Origin of the sequence: Candidatus Lariskella endosymbiont of Epinotia ramella (assembly GCF_964019805.1) — a bacterium.
GTDB lineage: Bacteria > Pseudomonadota > Alphaproteobacteria > Rickettsiales > Midichloriaceae > Lariskella.
Window position 1 is genome coordinate 1279339 of record NZ_OZ026472.1, and the last position, 19376, is coordinate 1298714.

Genomic DNA, 19376 nt, shown 5'->3' on the forward strand with positions numbered 1-19376 from the left:
GTTATGCAAGAGGTCTATTGAAACTGTAATAGGAAAGCTTAAATTTCTCGGTAAGCTTCAGCATTCAAGGTGGATAATATTTTTTTTGGATGTAAATACCCTCCTGTTTGAATGCAAATTCCAATTAATTCTCCATTCAAGTTATCCTGAACTGCTACTTCACAATTCTCAGCTATGCTATTTACTGCTTTGGCACGAATTTTTCTTCCATGTCTAATTAGTTTTATTTCTTCATGGCTTGCTATATATACACTCATTCCTTCTAACACAGAATATGGTTTGATAAGTAGTGCCGCAACGTCTTCTCTACATTTTACCTTTTCCAATATGCAGTCAACGGAAATTGCATTTTCTACAGTAAAATTTCCTATACTAGTCCTGCGCAATTTAGAAGTATAACCATATACTGAGCAATATTTTGCAATATCTCTAACTAATGACCTGACATAAAATCCTTTTCCACATCGTAGAAAAAACTCGCTCTCTTCTTTGGTATGACTAAGCAACTTTAGCTCTTTAATATTAACAGGCCTACTTTCTATCGAAAAATCAACCCCACTTCTTGCGATATCATATGCTCTTCTACCATTTATATTTATTGCTGAATAAATAGGTGGCTCCTGCAATATCATTCCATGATTACTCGAGATAAATTCAATGATTTGAGAGATTTTTGGCCTATCACAAGAAGTTGCTACAATATTACCTGTCGGATCAATTGAATCTGTGCTTACCCCCCATTTAATACTGAATTTATAAGCTTTTTCTTGTGCCATGGAATATTGTATCAGTTTAGTCGCCTTCCCAACAGCTACCATAAGAAGACCTGAAGCGAATGGATCTAGAGTGCCAGCATGTCCTATTTTATCTGGCTTAACAAACTTTTTTATCTTATTTAGCGCGGCAGCTGATGAAATCCCCTCTGGTTTATCAAGCATTAACCAGCCTTGTACCTCAAGCTTCATTTTATATCATAGAATTAATATTTTCTGAGATGTATTCAATCAACTCATCTTTGCTGCGAGTTTGTCTAGAAAATGGTACAGCAAAATGAATAGTTACAAACCCAGGTTTTTTTATCCACCCACCTTTTGGCCACCTTAAGCCAGAATTTAAAAAGGCTGGGACAACAAGTGTGCTTGGAGAAGAATTATGTATAGCAAGAATACCTGATTGAATATCTGCAACTTCTCCAACTTTTACTCTTCTCCCCTCTGGAAATATTACGATAATTCTGCCAGATTTCAGCATAGCTGATGATTCTTTTAACATCTTCTTGAGCGCTGCTGCTCCTCCAAATCTATCAATGCTGATCATTTTCATTGCTTTCAAATACCATCCATATATTGGAATTCTAGTAAGCTCTCTCTTAAGCACAAATATTGGATCTTTGAAATATTGCATAAAAAACACTGTTTCTAGTGCTGATTGATGTTTTGAAGCCACGATGAATGGTCTAGTATGCGGCAAATTTTTTACACCAGTGACTACAACTTTTATTCCACACAGCCATCTTAGTACAAACATTACTCCACAAGCCCACCAATAGCCAGCTTTAGCTGCGGCTTTTACGCTTCCCAAAATAACAAATGGTGAAAGCGCAGAGCAAATTACAACAGTCCATACGCAAAAGAATACGTTAAAAATTGAAGATGTGATAAATAACCTTATAGATTTAAAAATTTTAAACATTCTCATGCTTCTTTAGCCCTTCCTCATACTACTTTTATGGCAAAGGTTCTGGATTATCTGACAACTGTCTTAAAAACATTATCACCCCAGCCCTCTCCTTATCATCCTTTATTCCAGCGAAAGCCATCTTGGTACCTGGCACATATTTTTTTGGTGAATACAGATATCTGTATAGATCTTCATATGTCCAACTTGCTCCACTCTGCCCTCGCTGTTGCATTGCTGGAGAATAATCGAAATCTTGGCGATGCGCAACCTTAGCGTTCACTATACCCCAAAGATTTGGCCCTATTTTATTTTTTGCATCCTTTGCATCTGTATGACAAACAGCACATTTCTTAAATACATTTTCACCCAACTTTGAATCTGCATCTGCCATAATCTTTACTATATCTACCTCTTCAGGCAATTCATTGCTATTTGCTTGACCTGCAGCATCCACACCGCCTTCTTTTATTGCTACAATATAACCAGGCTTTTTCAATTCTTTTTCAGGAATATATAGCATATTTCCAACGTTCCAGCTAAAAATGACTGCAAATATACCAAATGCAATAGCGAGCGCTATCTTATCAAACTCAAAATCTCGCACAGGAAGCCCTCATCAAAGCCAAGTTAACATCAAAATCACCACAAATATATCAATATAAGATACCACAATTTATCGTAAAAAAGACAAAGGTTACTTTGAAAATGTTATATCACATCAAATCTCAAAGTTGAGCTCGTTATACCACAGATAAATGAAGAGTTGGTATTTATTATACATACGAAGTTAGACTTCAAAAAGAGCTAAGAAGAACTAAGGAAGCATGCGTACACATAAATACATAAGTAGTATTTTGGGTGACACCAATTTTTGAAGCATGACTAGTATATATATAATGGGAAATATACCATAATACCAAATATTGTGAACTTGAAAATTGACAGGTTCATTACTGCATATAAGATACAAATAGAGACTCTGGTTATGTTTTAAAGATTATTAGATTTACCTTGGTTTCAAGCAATTACAATGCACCGAAAGTCCTGCAGAAAAAATGGCAAAATTGCCAAAAAATCTTATGGATTTTGTGAGGTACTACCTTAAGTAAGTGCACGCGCATGAATTTAAAATGGCATGATTTTTTAGAGTACCAGTTAATTTCTGAGTCAATTATATATATTTGAGAAGAAATTAACGAAGTAATACTTAAAAATCAGGCCAAAGGAGGTCTTGCGAAAGTGACTTTACCGGCAGTGCCTAATTAATCTTTGCTAGGTATAGAACAAATTATATACCCGAAAATTAGCGCTGGGGCCTTCGGCTCTGTCATACTCGTCATACTTTTCAAAATTAGCGTCGTCAGATTGCTAATTATACACATTCCACTAGCTCTTTTTGAAGTATGACTTCGTATGTACATAATAAATATATTAGCTAGAATGGTACTAAACAGTCGTGTTGATCTGCATATTGCGCATCTTCAGCATAAGCTTTCGTGCATGAATTTAAGTGTTCATCTTGAGTACCAGTATGAACATTGTATTGTTGTTTTATATCAGGCTCAACAATATTTTGTTCAATCGCAGCTCCTGCTTTTTTAGTATTATGTGATGTTTGAGTAGAAGCATAATACGCTAATTGCTTCCCTGTGTCTTCACTATTTGATATAGAGTACATTAGCTTCATAACTTCCACTACTTTCATGGCATTATTTCCGTAGTAAATGCCATTTATAATATTTAATGTGGTAAAAATATCACTTAAAGTATGCATGCCAAGTGCGGCGGCAGTACATTCGGCGATGCTTATTCCGCCACTATATAAGCCTCCAATAAAACCAAAAGAAAGTATACCACCTAACGTACTAATTCCTGAGCTAATTAGGCATTTAGTAAAGCCATTTTCTATATCATTAAAAGATGCACTATGCTTAACGAGATGCCCAACTGTATTTGCAATTGTGTGTGCAAATGGCTCTGCGAGTTTGTATTGCGCAGTAGCTAATGTGATGCTTATAGGCAAATATGCATCAGATGCAAGCGGTTGAAATTGAGTTGTTAGCCATTGTATATTTTGATCAAATACAATATCTGCTGTTTTTTCTATTGTCCAAAAAATGACGTTTGCGTTATCTATTAAATAGAGCGCAGTTTTACTGGTTTCAACTATTTGTATGGTATTTTTGTACGTAGCGTAATTTGAAAATCCTGCTTCTAATGCTTTACGGTGATTTGATATAGCCACATGTTCCGCCAGCAATTTTTCTACTACTTCAATTCTTGACGTGTCCAAGGCTTTAGATTGTGATGTATCAAAAAATTCTGCGTCCATTAATAAAATATTATTTTGAGATACCTCACCATCACGCACAAAGATGTTTCCTAATTCTGCCAGCTTTTCTCTGCTGATTATATACCCTTCGGCATTTTTCTGGCCTTTTGATGTCAATTTTATAAATACATCTTCAGAGGAGTCAGAGAAGCGAAATAAATATTGAAGATCAAATAATCCTACCTTTTCAATCAATTCATTCTTATTCTGACGTTCAACCCAATTTTTGCCAAGAACAACTTCTTTTACTTGATTCCAGATTGTTTCCTCTGATGCTTTTTGAGCGCTCTTGATTTCTCCGAAATACCTAGCATCCATAATAGTTGCTTTGATTCCTACACTAAACGCATTATCTATATCTGATAAAAACGTATTCTCTAAAACCAAATCTACTTTTAAAGAACTTAGATTTAGGTCTCTTGTGTCGATACTTTGAATATCATGTTGCCCTTGTCCCGCCTCATTTCCCACGTTCTCAATCTGATTTATTGCAACAAGAGGGCCACCAAACAGTCCTTGATTTAAAAATACCATTGCTGCATTTTGTTCATACTTTGACATATAGTTATTAAAATCGCCTGGCGATTCTATGAATTTATATACGCCCTTTTTCTTCGCAGCTAATTTATTACGTTGTATATCTTTTAAAAACTGAGCGTTTTCCCTGTCATCTAGATTGTTATATATACTGAATAACTTAGCGTGTGATGGCTTTGTAAAACCATAGTATTCAAAAAGACCGTTTTGATTTGTGGTACCTGGCATGATAATAACCTTGTTTGGTATGTTAAATTTGTTCTGCTTGCTGCGCTATTTCATTTTCTAAAGCAGTGATATTGCAAACTATAACATATAAATTCGCACACATCTGCATTTTGCTTTGCTTATAAGCTGAATTTTCATACAAATGCATGACATAGTATTAAATTTGCGTTAAATGTTTTGAAAAATTTATTAAAATGCTGTCAAATTATCGCATGGATTTTTTGATTAATTTTTAAATTTTCACTGCTTGAGTATCTGGTGGCAAATATTGAGGCATTAGAATATACCACTGCACACCACATAAATTTGTTATATATCTACTTGCGAATTTTATGAAAAAGAATAGAAAGATTTGTATGGCTAAAGCTGCAACTCTCATCAATGGAAAAGTTACATTAGACCTCTTGCATAACCTATTTAAAGCTCAAAGTTATAGATACCAGCAAGTAAATTAAACCTTAAACCGAATCGTTTTCTTCTGTTCCTATAACGATCAGCGATAATTTTAAATCGTTTGATCATGCCTATGACGTTTTCATTTAAAACACGTTCACTAGACAATTGACGATTTTTCTTTTTATCTTTCCTGCTTAGTGGTCGCTTTTTTGTCTTTTTCTTTGGTAACTCTGAATTATAATGCAACTTATCAATGCCTTGATAACCAGTATCTGTAAGAACTTTAATCTCAGGGTGGATGTGAACTCCGGATTCTTTAAATAACCTGAAATCATGACGCTTGCCATTAGAAAAATTAGTGCAAATGATTTCTTTTTTCCTTTTATCCACAATAAGCTGAGTTTTTAGAGTATGTCGCCTCTTTTTTCCCGAATAAAAGTGCTTCTGTTTTTTTTAGGTCGTTCTATCGGTGTTTCAGTAGCATCAATTAACACAAGTTCGTATTCAGAATCGCTTTTTAGTAATGCTTTACGTCCAGGTAGTGAAAATCGTTTATCTTTAATTAGAGTATCTTCAATCCAACGTATATTACGATAACAGGCACTTTCACTTATTCCATAACTGCGGGAAATATGAAAATATGTCCTGTATTCACGCAAGTACTCAAGCGTCATGAGTAATCGATCTTCTAAAGCCAATTTATTGGGTTTTCCACCTTGAGACTTTAAAATAGCTTCAGCTTCTTTTAATATACTTAGTATAACTTCAAACGTTCCTCGTTTAATGCCAGTAAGCCTGCGAAACTCTTCTGCGTATTCATCTTTGATGTTTTCAAACTTCATGTTATCCTTGATAAAATCAAGGATTTTAATCAATTTATATGGTTATGCAAGAGGTCTATTGCATACAGAGTAATAGTTTTTCATATAACTTTTGATGTAATCAGCATAAAATACTTATATCTGTTCATTTGCAATCTTCAGTGCTGTGTATTATGATCATGATCAAAATATGTGAGATCAGTATTAAAACATGGCTGGACATTCAAAATTTAAAAACATAATGCATAGAAAAGGTGCGCAAGATCAGAAACGCGCCAAGATGTTCACAAAAGTAGTGCGCGAAATTGTAGTGGCAGCTCGTAGCGGTCACATGGATCCTGCATTTAATCCTAGACTCAGAGCTGCTATAGCACTTGCAAGAGAAGTGAATATGCCAAAAGACAGAGTGGAGGCTGCTATAGCAAAAGCTACGTCGAATACCGAAGATAGCAACTATCATGAGATCAGGTATGAGGGATATGGGCTTGATGGCGCTGCTTTCATTATAGAGGCTCTAACTGATAATAAAAACAGAACTGCTGGTGAAGTTAGGTCAGCTTTTTCAAAGTATGGAGGTACGCTTGCAGAAACAGGAAGTGTATCTTATCTTTTTCAAAGGCTTGGGATTGTAGTGTATAACTTTGCTTCAAAAGCTGGACAAGATAGAATGCTGGAGATTGCACTTGATGCCGGAGCTTTGGATTGTATATTCTATGAAAGTGAGTGTGAGATCGTTTGTGATCATACGGATTTTCATAGCACAAGAGAGAAGTTAGAATCTGAGCTGGGCATACCATCTATTGCAAGGTTAATTTGGAAGCCCAATGCGCAAATATCACTTAGTGAAGACAAGTTGAAAACTATGATCAAGCTTATAGATATTTTGGAAGATAATGATGATGTTCAGAATGTGTATCATAATTTTACTATACCTGATAGCATGGCAGAGTTGGATTAAGAGTAGAGTTTGTTTTTGAATGTTGCTGTTGAATCTAAATTGAGCTGAATCTTATGTGCGCGTTGATTAATGATAAGGTTGGAAGTCCAGAATTTCATAATTTGAAAGATGCGAAAGTTGTGGTTGCAGAACATATTTACTGTGAGGGATCACATGGTAGTCCTGGGCATCCAAGGGTATATTTATATGTTGATAAAGAGGATGGTGCGATATGCCCATATTGCAATCAGATGTTTATATATAAAGAGCTCTGATATTGTATTGTAAGTTATTTTGTATATCCGCCAAAAATTGATTTGCTATGCAATTTTTGCATATTAATTAGTCCTGCGCCTAAAAACGCTACTTTCACAAAATCCGTAAGGTTTTTGCGTTTTTTCTTACGGCTTTAAAACACTATTTTCCAACTCTAAACGCAATTTGACACAGGGCGCATTCTAATTTGAAGTGCGACAATCTATCGTGTAGCCTGAAAGATGCTCTTTGCACTGGCTTTACTGGAAAATGCGAGTTTTAATAGGAAGTCTAGAAAGACTTGTTAAAAGTAATAGCATACGGCTCTATATAAATTAAAAATTCATATTAAGTCCAAGCTTTATGCTATGCATATGAAGGCTGGTAGAAAGCGGAAGTGATGCTCCTTCAGGCGCAACACTATACTTCGAATCACTTCCATCATATTGAGGTAAAACAATATAATCAGGTTTACTCGTTCTAATCTTACCAGCATCATAATATGTATAACCTAAATCAATTGCAACTCTATCACTGATATCATATCTAAAACCAAATGCTAGACTGTAAGCAATACGATTAGAACGCTCGCCTTTATAAATCCAATTATGTTTGTCCGCAGTTACTGTAAAATCACCAGGCGTATTCATTGCAACACCAAGCCCTGCACCTAAATATGGTGTAACCTTAGAAAATTTTGCGATGTCGTAATAAAAATTCGCCATTGCTAAGTTTCCAGAAATATTTTGCTTTTCATACCCTGTAACTTGGATCAGCGGCACTTGTACTGGGAAATCACACTGAGGAGGAGAAGCAATATTCTGCAGAAACCCATCTGGACAATCCACCTGTTTCAATTGAGTTTCACTTGCCACTGTTATATCTGTAATATAATTCTCATACATTACATTAAACGATGATACTTCTATTTCTCCTCTGAAGTTACCAAAAACCTTTCCAACACCGAAACTGTATAAATTACCAATGTTTGGTTTATGTTCTAGGTAACCAAAACCATTTTTATCTAAAGGTTCATTATCAGAGAATTTTAATGGAGCTAAAATTCTATAATCAATTTTGCCATAAAACTTTGCAATACATTCTGAAACTTGAAATAAAGCAAATAACAAAATAAAAAACTGCAACTTGTGATTTGAAAAATATTTAGAAAAGCACATAATGAATGTTTATAATAAAAGGTTGCTATGCAGTATTAGAATGCTTGCAAACTAAATGCTACGAAATTGCCAAGAAAATTTATAGTAGGCACTGCTGGCGAAGTCACTTTCACAAGACCTCCTTTGGCCTGATTTTCAAGTATTACTTCGTTAATTTATTCACCAATATATATCAGCATTGACTCAGAAATTAACTTGACACTTCAAAAAGTCATGCTCTTAAAATCCTCGCGCGCGCTTATAAAGGCAGTTCTGAAATCAAAAATGCAACACAGATCTGCTAACGCACTAACAAATTTTATCGCGATTCAAAACATACTGATTTGAAAGAGCATGTCGCAAAAATATATTTTCAACCTATATACCGAACATATACCGCAGGTAAATGAAGAGTTGGGAGTTGAGATTTGAACTTTTGCACATACGAAGTTATACTTCGCAAGGAAATATATAATAAATACATAACAAGCGATCTTTAAAAAGCACCAATTTTGAAAAGTATAACGAGTATATTCACATCTCAACGCAGCAGTACCATTAAATCTCGTTTTTGATACATGCTGTGCTTTCTAATATAACCAACTCTATTGCCCAAATGCTTAGCAATATATTTTTGCAAAAAACATAAAAAATAAAGCATTTGCATCAAATATTCCTAAGCGAAAGGCGAAAAATCTATCCAAGCATAATGGCTGCTTGAAATCTGATCCCAGAAATTAGAAGGAGCGCCATTAAAACTAGTCCAAAGCGTCGATGTTCCATACGAACCATACCCATCCTGTGTAGCACCACCAATACTCGGAATTAACGTTGTTCCATCAACATTAGACCTCTTGCATAACCATATAAATTGATTAAAATCCTTGATTTTATCAAGGATAACATGAAGTTTGAAAACATCAAAGATGAATACGCAGAAGAGTTTCGCAGGCTTACTGGCATTAAACGAGGAACGTTTGAAGTTATACTAAGTATATTAAAAGAAGCTGAAGCTATTTTAAAGTCTCAAGGTGGAAAACCCAATAAATTGGCTTTAGAAGATCGATTACTCATGACGCTTGAGTACTTGCGTGAATACAGGACATATTTTCATATTTCCCGCAGTTATGGAATAAGTGAAAGTGCCTGTTATCGTAATATACGTTGGATTGAAGATACTCTAATTAAAGATAAACGATTTTCACTACCTGGACGTAAAGCATTACTAAAAAGCGATTCTGAATACGAACTTGTGTTAATTGATGCTACTGAAACACCGATAGAACGACCTAAAAAAAACAGAAGCACTTTTATTCGGGAAAAAAGAGGCGACATACTCTAAAAACTCAGCTTATTGTGGATAAAAGGAAAAAAGAAATCATTTGCACTAATTTTTCTAATGGCAAGCGTCATGATTTCAGGTTATTTAAAGAATCCGGAGTTCACATCCACCCTGAGATTAAAGTTCTTACAGATACTGGTTATCAAGGCATTGATAAGTTGCATTATAATTCAGAGTTACCAAAGAAAAAGACAAAAAAGCGACCACTAAGCAGGAAAGATAAAAAGAAAAATCGTCAATTGTCTAGTGAACGTGTTTTAAATGAAAACGTCATAGGCATGATCAAACGATTTAAAATTATCGCTGATCGTTATAGGAACAGAAGAAAACGATTCGGTTTAAGGTTTAATTTACTTGCTGGTATCTATAACTTTGAGCTTTAAATAGGTTATGCAAGAGGTCTACTGTGTCGCACAGTATAATAAAGACTCACTACTACTCTTGATAGCGGCTTTTCCAAACAAAATAGGAAGTTTTCTTAATAAGCAAGATATTCATGGCAATACAGTGCTGCACTATGCCGTTGCTTACAATAAAGATTCACTAGCAGCCTTGATAGAGAGTTTTCCAAACGAAGTAGAAAGATTACTTGATGTGCAAAATAATTATGGTATCACAGCGCTGCAATTAGCTATTACTTATCATGCAGCATCACTAAAAGTTTTGATGACAGAGAGATTCGTCCATAAAATGCTAAATATACAAAATGTTCGTGGTGATACAGTGTTGCACTATGCTGCTGTTAATACAGAATCACTAAAAATTTTGATGAATATATTTCAAGAATACGGGCTTCAAATAATAAATAACGATGGGAGCACAGTATTGCACTATGCTGCCGCTCTAAATAAAAATTCACTAGCAGTCTTGATAGAGATGTTTCCAAATGAAGTAAAAAGCTTGCTTAGCAAAAAAGATTTTCATGGACACACAGTGTGGCACTATACTATCAATAATAAAGATTCGCTAGCACTCTTGATAGCGAGTTTTCCAAACGAAGTAGAAAGCTTGTTTAACGAAGTGTATCATTCAATCGCTCCAAATTTGCGTCAGCTAATAGATAATTTACTAATAAGATTCGTGAGTTCAAACAATGTCATAGATTCAGACAATAATATGGATATATACGGCGCAGAAGTTGGAATTGCCATTCCAGGTATTCCTGAAGCACTTTCTTATTATTATCAAGATCATGTGAGCTTTCTGCTAAAATTACGGCTTGAGGATGCCAAACCAGGAGCGCTAAAGTCAATTGATGTTCTTGAAGACAATTATACTTTAAGAGCTGGTAATGAAGATGATACTTCCGCTAAACTTTCGTCTTTTATCATAGCATCTAAAAAAGATACTATACTCATACCACTTAACATAGGTGGGAAACATTTAGTAGGGATTGCAGCTAAGAAATATGAGGGCGAAGTTGTGCTCTATTATATGGATTCTGAGTTAAATACAGCTCCTGAATCGTTTTTTGCAAAGATTAGTGCCACTTTAAAATCTAGAGGTTATTCTACGGAGCAAGTAATAGTAGAAGTAGAAAAACAACACTACAGCAATTGCGGCCCTGAAGTTATAGAAAACTTAACTGCGTTTGCGAGTGGAAAGAAGCGCACTTCACAAGAAGAAGCGGTACTGAAGCATTCAACTCTGTTTGAAAAACATCTGCTGAAAGATGCTGGCTATAGTGACAGCAAAGAGGAAAGTAAACTAAAAAGTATGCCTGTACTTTCTGAAAGTGCAACCATATTAGGCAATATGCTTTCATATGAAAGATCTATGGTTTCTGATATGAAGAAAAGCATTGAACTGAATATTGCAAATACTGATCTTCTTGTGGATGCGAAAACGCAAGCGCAGCTTATTTACTATTATAAGACTGGTGAATTGCTTCCTAGTGCCCGCAGTATGCTAGAAAGAAATTCAGCTGCAATCCAGGAACATTATAAATTCTCTATTGCCAATGAGACATTTGAAGTTTCCATGCCAGATACTTTACTTACGGATGGAAAACTGGAAGCGCAAGTATTGCATTATCTTAGAACTGGTGAGTTATTTGAAAGCGCTCGCTCTGCTCTTGAGAGTGGCGCTGTCAGAGTTATCAGCCAATCTTCTAATACCTCCGAAGAAGAAGTGGAAAATACGGTGTCACTTAGAGGTGCGCGCATGCAAAGTAGCGACTCGTATAACGATAGCGGTGAAACTCTATGCTTTTCTACTACACTTTTTACAAACGATAGTACTGATGGATTGCTTTACAGTTTACTAAATCCTTTGTTTCACTTGAGTGAAAATAATGGTTCAGTGTTTTAAGATCTGATATGGCTAAAGCAGTATAAAAGAGCTATTATATGTAAATATTAAAGATTTCCTGGATAGAGCAATTATTAGTACACCGAAATATGTTAGCCTGAGCAAATTTTGCCCTATAGGATTTAAATCTGGAGAATATGGAAGTAGGTAAAGTAAGGTATGACCTTTGAGAGTCTTCTATAGTCCATTCGCAAAAAATTGATTTGCGCAAGCAAATCAATTTTTGTGGAGAAGTGAAGTATGCAAACACTAGTCCAGGAATTAGCACTGCGCTAATGTTTATATGTATTATTACTCATGTGCAGCAAACACTACTTTCACAAAATCCGTAAGGTTTTTGCATTTATTATAACATTTTCTTACGGATTTAAAGCGCTATTTTATGCGCGCTTCCGAGACTTTTGGCGCGCACTATATAATTTGTCCAGTACTTAGCAAACACTACTTAACAAAACCCATAAGGCTTTTGGCAATTTTGCCATTTTTCTGCTGGATTTATGTACACCATAATTGCTTGCAATTAAGATAAATCCTGTTCATTAGAGTTATGACGCAGGCGACTAAATAGCAATAAATACCTTTGAAATTTGTGCTAACCACTTCAACTAAAAAACGCTAGTGATAAAATGCTATACGCCAGGTATTTTAAGATGCTTTAGTCTCTGCGCCAGCAGACTCATCATCACGGCCAGAAATAGAAAGAATTGCAAAGTTATCATGAGAAATAGGCGTAATTCCAACAGGTAATTTAATATCTACTATGTGAACGGAATTACCTATCTCTAGATTTTCTAGATCCACTTCAATGAATTCTGGAATATTCAAATCATTGCAATAACAAGTCACAGACCTTGTTGCAACGTTTAATACTCCTCCTTTCTTAATGCCTGGGCATTTAGATTCATTAAGGATCTTTACACGTATAGAGACTCTTACGCTCTCGCCCTCTCTAATCTCCTGAAAATCTATATGTTCAGGAAAATCAGTAACGGGGTGTAATTGAATATCTCGCAACAAAACCATGTGAGAACGCTCTCCTAGTTTGATTTCTATCACTCTGGATTGCATACCACCTTTATGGTATTCCTTTATGAAATCTCTACCATATAAAGAAATCATAAGCGGAGAAAGGCCGCCATATACTATCGCAGGAATACGCCCAGCACGTCTAGTAGCTCTGGCTGCTCCTTTTCCACTAGCAGATTTTTGTTCTGCAACAAATGATATTCTAGAAGACATACTTTTAACCATACAAATGAAAACTACACCCGAATAAGCATAAGCAAAACACGGGTAATAACAATGATATTAATTCCTCTATCCGTCAAAAATTGATTTGCTGCGCAAATAAATCTTTGCGGAAAATTAAATGTACAAAAATTAGCTTTTAGGCGAGGCCATACGCTAATTTGTTGATATATAATTTATCCAATGCTTGTAAATAACTACTTAACAAAATCTATAAGATTTTTTGCAATTTTGCTACTTTTTCTGCTGGATTCTGCGCTGTCATTGCTTGTAGCCAAGATAAATCCTATATTCGTTAGAGTTATGACGCAGGCGACTAATTCAAATTAGCTGATATGGAATTGGCTTGCCAGTAGCGTCTAAAGCTAATTTTCCATCATCAAATTTTGCGGCAATAAAATTACCATGTCCAAGCCTCGCACCCTTATACATCACAGGTTTGACTTCTCTTCCGTCAATCTTTTTTAACGCAGCAGCTTTCCCACGATTGCTGATGTTATTCTTGGAACCACCCTTCGGAGCCATATCACAGACCTCGTAAATTTCTTTCATTTAATAAACTGCCATACCGCTAAACAAGCACGGAATTGCAAATTTCAACCCACGGATTCTCTCATTCTTCTCATAAGAAGTCAAGTGAGTTATATAATCTATAAAAAAGAGTAATCACGTATGACAAAACAATAAACTATTACTTGTCTTTATACATATATCTATTTTGCAAGCTAATCAGATATTGTTCAAACATCATATCTCTTTGTAATGAGATAAAATCACGCTGTATAAGACCTTTAAGCGAATCAACATCATTTCCTTTGCGTTCTTCTATGCTTAATAATTTAAAAACTATGTAATCATCAGAATCTTCAAACATTTTAGAAAATTGTCCTTGCCTCATAGTTAATATTAATTGAGTAAAATTTTCACTAAGAGTACTTTCATCACTTTGAATAGCAAACTTTTCTCTATATTTTGATACTAATTCTGGCAAATCACCTTCGCTTGAAAGTTTTACTTTCTGCATGAGCTCATTGGCAGTGTTACGCATTTCTTTATCTTTCCAAATTGACTGTAGCTCTTCCTTTATGCTGTCAAAATCTCGTACTGAAGAGGTTTGCAGAGATTCTATCTCATAAAAGAAGTACTCACCTTGAGCACCTGCAACTCCATTTCTTTCTTTAGGGTCATGCTTTGTAAAAACATCCTCCACTAATGACATCGGAATATGCTGCAAATTGTTATCACCATCTATTAACTCAGCAGTTTTTACAACCAAGCTATATTTTTTCGCAACATCAGATATAGGCAGTTTGTCATACAAAAAGTCTTCAGACACTAAAGCTTTTAATTCCTGAAAAGCTTTGAATCGTTTTTCATCCTGTATCATTGCAATGAGCTCTTCCTCAGATTCTTCAAATGTTTTTTGCCCTTCAGGTAAGGAGGTCTCTACAAAAAAGATGTGCCAACCAAAAGATGTATTAATTGGTTTGCTCACATCTTTTTCTTTAAGCTGAAAGATAATATCTGATAACTCTTGTGGCAACATATCTTTAGTTACTATACCAAGCTCAAATGACTCTTTCGCTAGATTCATACTACTTGCAATTTCTTCGATACTTTTGCCGCTTTTAATTTTATTATATGCATTAAGTGCTTCTTGCTCTGTTTTGAATACCAATTGTTTTACAAATCTCCTATTTGGATGTGTAAATAAATGAGCGCTATTATGATATAATGACTTTATGTCTTCCTTTGAAACAGAAGCATCCGGAGTAATATCATTAATATCGATACTTAGATAAGATATATAACGCTTGGCTGGCATTGTAAATCTGTCTGGATCATTTTGATAAATACTGTATAAATCCGCATCTTCTGGAATTTTTGTAATCTGGATGGCGGCTTTATTTATTTTAAATACTTCCAACTGACGAACGCCGTAAATAGCAACAAAAAGCTGATTTATCAGCTCTTGATTATCTAATCTTCCAGATGAAAATATAGTGGCTAACTGCTGCTCAGAGATCATATCTTTTGTTCTTTGTATGAATTCTGCTTCAGCAACGCTGTGGCTATTAAAATATTTGTCCCATAATTCTTTGCTAAATTTTCCATCCTTTTGAAAATATGGATCATTTGCTATACGATACTTTACAGAATCATCGCTCAGCAGCAAATCTAACCTTTTACTTTCCTGGAGCAACACTGCGCTCCTTATTATATCTCCAAGAGCTTGATTCCTGCGCTCTTCTAGATTTTGTCCCCCTTGCAAATCTTCCGGCATAACAGCTGCGCGCTTTTCAATCTCAGCATTCAGTTCTTCTTTAGTATACTTTATATCGCCGATTTTTAATACGTATTCTTCTTTTTTGAAAAAGGCTGTGATGGTTCCTGCGGAAATAAAGATCAAAATACCTAAAATTAACAATACTTTGATAATAATACTATTGACACCTTCTCTGAGTAAATTTAGCATCCTTTGGAACCAAGATATTACAAGTAGTAGTAGATTATAAAAGCAAAATACTAGCATTAGCTCAGTGCTTTACTAGGTATAGGAGAATACATCATATTAAATGAAGATGGAATAAAAAATTCATGCTATATTTGAGTAATTTGCAATTTTAACTAATAGCGAAAGTATATGGTTTTATTGATATCTTGATTTTGAGGGGTAAATGAATAAAAGCGCTGTAGTTTTATTAAGTGGGGGATTGGACTCTGTGACTGCACTTGCACTTGCAAGTTCTGAAGGATTTGAGGTATACTGTATCAGCTTTGATTATGGACAGAGACATCGTGTAGAACTTGAGTGTGCTGCTAAGGCTGCTAAACAGTTTAATGTATTAGAGTATAAAGTAATACATATAGATCCATATACATTCAGCGGTTCTGCTTTAACATCTGAACGGCGTGTTCCTAAACGTATTGACTTTTCACATTTGAGTAGTTGCGAGACTGCTGTTACATATGTTCCGGCGAGAAATACTATATTCCTTTCGTATGCACTTGGATATGCTGAGATCAATGATAGTGATTATATTTTTATAGGAGCAAATGCTGCAGATTATTTTAATTATCCTGACTGCAGGTCTGAATATATAAATGCGTATGAAAGCATGGCAAACCTTGCGACTGCCAGAGGTATATCAGGAAGGAAATTGCAGATTAAAGCGCCATTCTTGACAATGAAAAAGTCAGAGATAATTAGTATTGGGCTAAAGCTAGGAGTGGACTATGCATTGACAAGTTCATGTTACCATGCTACAATAATCGGTCGCGCTTGTGGCGTATGTGATGCATGTTTGTTAAGGTCTGTTGCCTTTCACGAAATTGGAATGGAGGACCCGCTGTTTTATGAATGTGAAGCTTCTTCAGGGATGTGATTCTGAATTAAAATAAAAGGAGTTTCTATTTTTGCACAGCTAGATGGCTACTATCAAAGTCGATATATGCTCTTCTTTCTCATAGAGTTAGTGCTCGTAAGAGATATGCGAGAAAAGTATTTTATTCAGAAGAATTAGAAAGTTAAGGATAAGGCTTTTTTGTACTCGCTAGATATATTCATGATGAAGGCTTGAGGTTTCTGCGCATACAAGCTGTGGTGTGCGAATATGGATATAGATCTTGTTATCCTCATCATTACCGAGAGCGTCTCTCTGATAAATGAAGAGTTGATGTTTCTTGTGTTATATACGAAGTTTAGTTTCAAAAAGAGTGGAGAAGGATAGGTGTACATGTGTATAAGAAAATACATAAGGAGCATTGCGATGACGCCAATTTTGAAAAGTATGATGAGTATATTCATTGAAAGGTCAAGTTTTCATTAGGTGTAATACACACTGTGTTTATAACTATTAGTATGGTTTTCAAGTAATTCTTCTTAGTTATATAGTGCGTCATTATAACCTCAAGCTCTCATATTCGGGTGATTCATCCTTTGTTCAGAAGTTTTATTTGTATGGGTTCTAATATAATGTGTCCGCTATTGCTTTTTAAGAAGGATAACACTAGATATTATTTGGTTAATCTAAATACAACTGAATACAAGCTATATGCAAATTTTAAAGATGTTGCCAGGTTGTATGATTGATTTGGCATTCATCACGCTTATTTAATAAATTAATAAATATTTGATTAAAAACGTTACGCGGTATTTTGCTCTGATTATATAATACTTATAAATCTAGAATGTGGGGCAATGATGCAAATTTGCGCAAAAATGCCACCTCTCTTTTGGAATTTTAAAATATAATATATAATTATTGATCATTTGCCACTTAACAAGATCATAAACGAAACTCTTTTGATATTATGCAGCCTGATAAATTTCCTATCACACCTAGTGGATATAAAAAACTAGAGACAGAGTTACAGCACCTAAAAGTTGTTGAGAGGCCAGCTGTCATTAATGCGATCGCAGAAGCTAGAGCGCATGGCGATCTTTCTGAGAATGCTGAATATACCGCTGCGCGTGAAAAGCAAGGTTTTATAGAGGCTAAGATACTTGACCTTGAAAACCAAATTAGCAGAGCGATGGTAATAGATATGAGTGATTTTAAGGGGACTCAAGTCAAATTCGGCGCTAGAGTTACTTTGCTTGATGAAGAAAGTGAAGCAGAAATAGTATATACTCTTGTTGGCAATTACGAAGCTAATTTAAATGAAGGACGTATCTCTATAGATTCACCTTTAGCTAAAGCGTTAATAGGTAAAAATAAAGGAGATAATATAGAAGTAACAACGCCAAGAGGGACAAAATATTATGAAATCATATTGGTAGAATATGTGTAGGTAGCGCTTTATTTTGAGCTTACTATTCATACAATCTAACATTGTGCTATATATTTGTCATGATAAGCTCATTAAAAAAATCTTGATACCTTAGAATTTGTTGTGTTATCGTCTCATTATTGGCAGTTGTCTCCGTATTGTCACAGTTGATTGCTCTCTTGAGTCTTGTGCGCCTTATTTTTATGTGTGCATCTTTAGTGCTGTTGTCTTGTTTTGGATGAGACTTGAGGTTTTATCCTGCTGTGCTTTTATGGTGGAACTGGAATATTTGTAATTGGAGAGAAGTAAATGCGATTTTTTAGCAGTCTTAGGTCATTTGCCTCGAGCAACTATTTTGCTTTTTGTGCTATTATGTTGATTTTGTTATATTCAGGAAGTGTAGCGTTCGCTGCAGCACCTTCTGCACCAACAAATGATGCTCTAACGCAAGCACTGTGCGCAGCTATTGGGTTAGTGCAAGGTGCACCTGGTAAAGCTATAGCAATTATAGTTATTATTTCTGTCGCCCTTGGTATGTTCTTTGGAAAGGTAAGTTGGGCGCTCGGCATTATGATATGTGTTGCAATGGGTATATTGTTTGGAGCGGAAACTGTTGTGCAAACAATTACTGGGAATACTGGTGCTATATGTCCACCTGGCACTCCGTAATAGCAAAGTAGCAACATGTCTACTTTTCTCTTCCAGTTAGATAGAATCTGTTATTTGAATAGATGATGTTTAATTTTGATGCCACATATGCTACATTTGTAGCGCATGTGGCTGTTTTTTTGCATATCTTAATTCAGTAATGCTTTAGTGTTTGTCATTCATAATTCAAATTTGAGTTTGCTACTCAGTTATTTATATTAAGCACTGCAGGTAATGTCACTTTCGCAGACCTTTTTGTCCTTTCCATATTAATACCAACTCACCAAATAACAGAACACTTTAGCTTCATCTTTTCTTTTAAATTTAAATGCACGCATGGTCGCTGTACTTCTAGTCTAGCTACACTCAAATCTAATCTTAAATTTTCTAAAAAATACGCAGCAAGTATATGTTGTTATTTGTGCTAGTTGGTATTACTTTGTTAATTTCTTCGCGAATATATAATATTTGATTTGGAAGTTCACTTGTGCTCTAAAAATCATGAACTTAAAATCCTAGTGCGGTACTTATTAAGGCAGTGCTTAATAAGCAATATGTGTAGAGGATTTTTGCAGAGTAGATATATAGCAACAGCTACTAAAGTGGCATTTCTCTTTATCTTGCAGAAAAAATTTGCCATACATTCATGTTATTAATCAGCAACTCTGGTTAGTAATAATTTGTCGTATATTGATTGCATATTATGTCTTAT

General features: G+C 35.1%; 16 protein-coding genes. 7 read left to right on the top strand and 9 right to left on the bottom strand.

What is annotated here, in order from left to right; all coding sequences use genetic code 11:
* Window positions 1-38: 38 nt before the first annotated feature.
* The 5 genes from truB to AACL20_RS05540 form a co-directional block, all read right to left on the bottom strand.
* Window positions 39-965 carry a tRNA pseudouridine(55) synthase TruB gene (gene truB, locus AACL20_RS05520; RefSeq protein WP_339051958.1) on the bottom strand — a complete coding sequence of 309 codons (927 nt, stop codon included), beginning with the start codon at window positions 963-965 and terminating at the stop codon, window positions 39-41.
* A gap of 1 nt (window position 966) precedes the next feature.
* Window positions 967-1581 carry a lysophospholipid acyltransferase family protein gene (locus AACL20_RS05525; RefSeq protein ID WP_339051959.1) on the bottom strand — a complete coding sequence of 205 codons (615 nt, stop codon included), beginning with the start codon at window positions 1579-1581 and terminating at the stop codon, window positions 967-969.
* A gap of 145 nt (window positions 1582-1726) precedes the next feature.
* Window positions 1727-2284: a cytochrome c family protein gene (locus tag AACL20_RS05530; protein ID WP_339051960.1), complete on the bottom strand. Its 558-nt coding sequence runs from the start codon at window positions 2282-2284 to the stop codon at window positions 1727-1729.
* An 831-nt stretch (window positions 2285-3115) separates the two neighbouring features.
* Complete coding sequence (locus tag AACL20_RS05535; RefSeq protein WP_339051961.1) at window positions 3116-4777, bottom strand: hypothetical protein; 1662 nt, start codon at window positions 4775-4777, stop codon at window positions 3116-3118.
* Between the two features lie 417 nt (window positions 4778-5194).
* A protein-coding gene (locus AACL20_RS05540) for an IS5 family transposase (protein ID WP_339051669.1) occupies window positions 5195-6015 on the bottom strand; the annotation gives its coding sequence in 2 pieces (ribosomal slippage) (window positions 5195-5628 and window positions 5628-6015; 822 coding nt in all).
* A 190-nt stretch (window positions 6016-6205) separates the two neighbouring features.
* On the opposite strand from AACL20_RS05540, the gene AACL20_RS05545 reads away from it, so the two are divergent.
* The gene (locus AACL20_RS05545) at window positions 6206-6952 is read left to right on the top strand and encodes a YebC/PmpR family DNA-binding transcriptional regulator (RefSeq protein WP_339051962.1); all 747 of its coding nucleotides are present in this window, start codon (window positions 6206-6208) and stop codon (window positions 6950-6952) included.
* Window positions 6953-7005: 53 nt separating this feature from the next.
* On the top strand, window positions 7006-7206 hold the full coding sequence (locus AACL20_RS05550) for a zinc-finger domain-containing protein (RefSeq protein ID WP_339051963.1): 201 nt from the start codon (window positions 7006-7008) through the stop codon (window positions 7204-7206).
* A gap of 315 nt (window positions 7207-7521) precedes the next feature.
* On the opposite strand, the gene AACL20_RS05555 is transcribed toward AACL20_RS05550, so the two are convergent.
* Window positions 7522-8364, bottom strand: a complete 843-nt coding sequence (locus AACL20_RS05555) for an outer membrane protein (protein WP_339051964.1) — start codon at window positions 8362-8364, stop codon at window positions 7522-7524.
* Between the two features lie 883 nt (window positions 8365-9247).
* Between AACL20_RS05555 and AACL20_RS05560 the strand changes: the two genes are divergently transcribed.
* Both AACL20_RS05560 and AACL20_RS05565 read left to right on the top strand, forming a co-directional pair.
* A protein-coding gene (locus tag AACL20_RS05560; protein ID WP_339051669.1) for an IS5 family transposase occupies window positions 9248-10068 on the top strand; the annotation gives its coding sequence in 2 pieces (ribosomal slippage) (window positions 9248-9635 and window positions 9635-10068; 822 coding nt in all).
* 7 nt (window positions 10069-10075) lie between these two features.
* Window positions 10076-11995 carry an ankyrin repeat domain-containing protein gene (locus AACL20_RS05565; RefSeq protein ID WP_339051965.1) on the top strand — a complete coding sequence of 640 codons (1920 nt, stop codon included), beginning with the start codon at window positions 10076-10078 and terminating at the stop codon, window positions 11993-11995.
* 645 nt (window positions 11996-12640) lie between these two features.
* Here AACL20_RS05565 and AACL20_RS05570 read toward each other — a convergent pair.
* From AACL20_RS05570 to AACL20_RS05580, 3 genes are all read right to left on the bottom strand, one after another.
* Complete coding sequence (locus AACL20_RS05570) at window positions 12641-13246, bottom strand: 50S ribosomal protein L25/general stress protein Ctc (RefSeq protein ID WP_339051966.1); 606 nt, start codon at window positions 13244-13246, stop codon at window positions 12641-12643.
* A gap of 318 nt (window positions 13247-13564) precedes the next feature.
* Window positions 13565-13795 (bottom strand): hypothetical protein, encoded by a 231-nt coding sequence (locus tag AACL20_RS05575; RefSeq protein WP_339041553.1) that lies wholly within the window; start codon window positions 13793-13795, stop codon window positions 13565-13567.
* A gap of 139 nt (window positions 13796-13934) precedes the next feature.
* The gene (locus AACL20_RS05580; RefSeq protein ID WP_339051967.1) at window positions 13935-15776 is read right to left on the bottom strand and encodes a SurA N-terminal domain-containing protein; all 1842 of its coding nucleotides are present in this window, start codon (window positions 15774-15776) and stop codon (window positions 13935-13937) included.
* A 145-nt stretch (window positions 15777-15921) separates the two neighbouring features.
* On the opposite strand from AACL20_RS05580, the gene queC reads away from it, so the two are divergent.
* From queC to AACL20_RS05595, 3 genes are all read left to right on the top strand, one after another.
* Window positions 15922-16629: a 7-cyano-7-deazaguanine synthase QueC gene (gene queC / locus AACL20_RS05585; RefSeq protein ID WP_339051968.1), complete on the top strand. Its 708-nt coding sequence runs from the start codon at window positions 15922-15924 to the stop codon at window positions 16627-16629.
* 928 nt (window positions 16630-17557) lie between these two features.
* Entirely contained in the window at window positions 17558-18037 is a 480-nt protein-coding gene (gene greA, locus AACL20_RS05590) for a transcription elongation factor GreA (protein WP_339041563.1), read from the top strand.
* A 288-nt stretch (window positions 18038-18325) separates the two neighbouring features.
* Window positions 18326-18685, top strand: a complete 360-nt coding sequence (locus AACL20_RS05595) for a TrbC/VirB2 family protein (protein ID WP_339041565.1) — start codon at window positions 18326-18328, stop codon at window positions 18683-18685.
* Window positions 18686-19376: the final 691 nt, after the last annotated feature.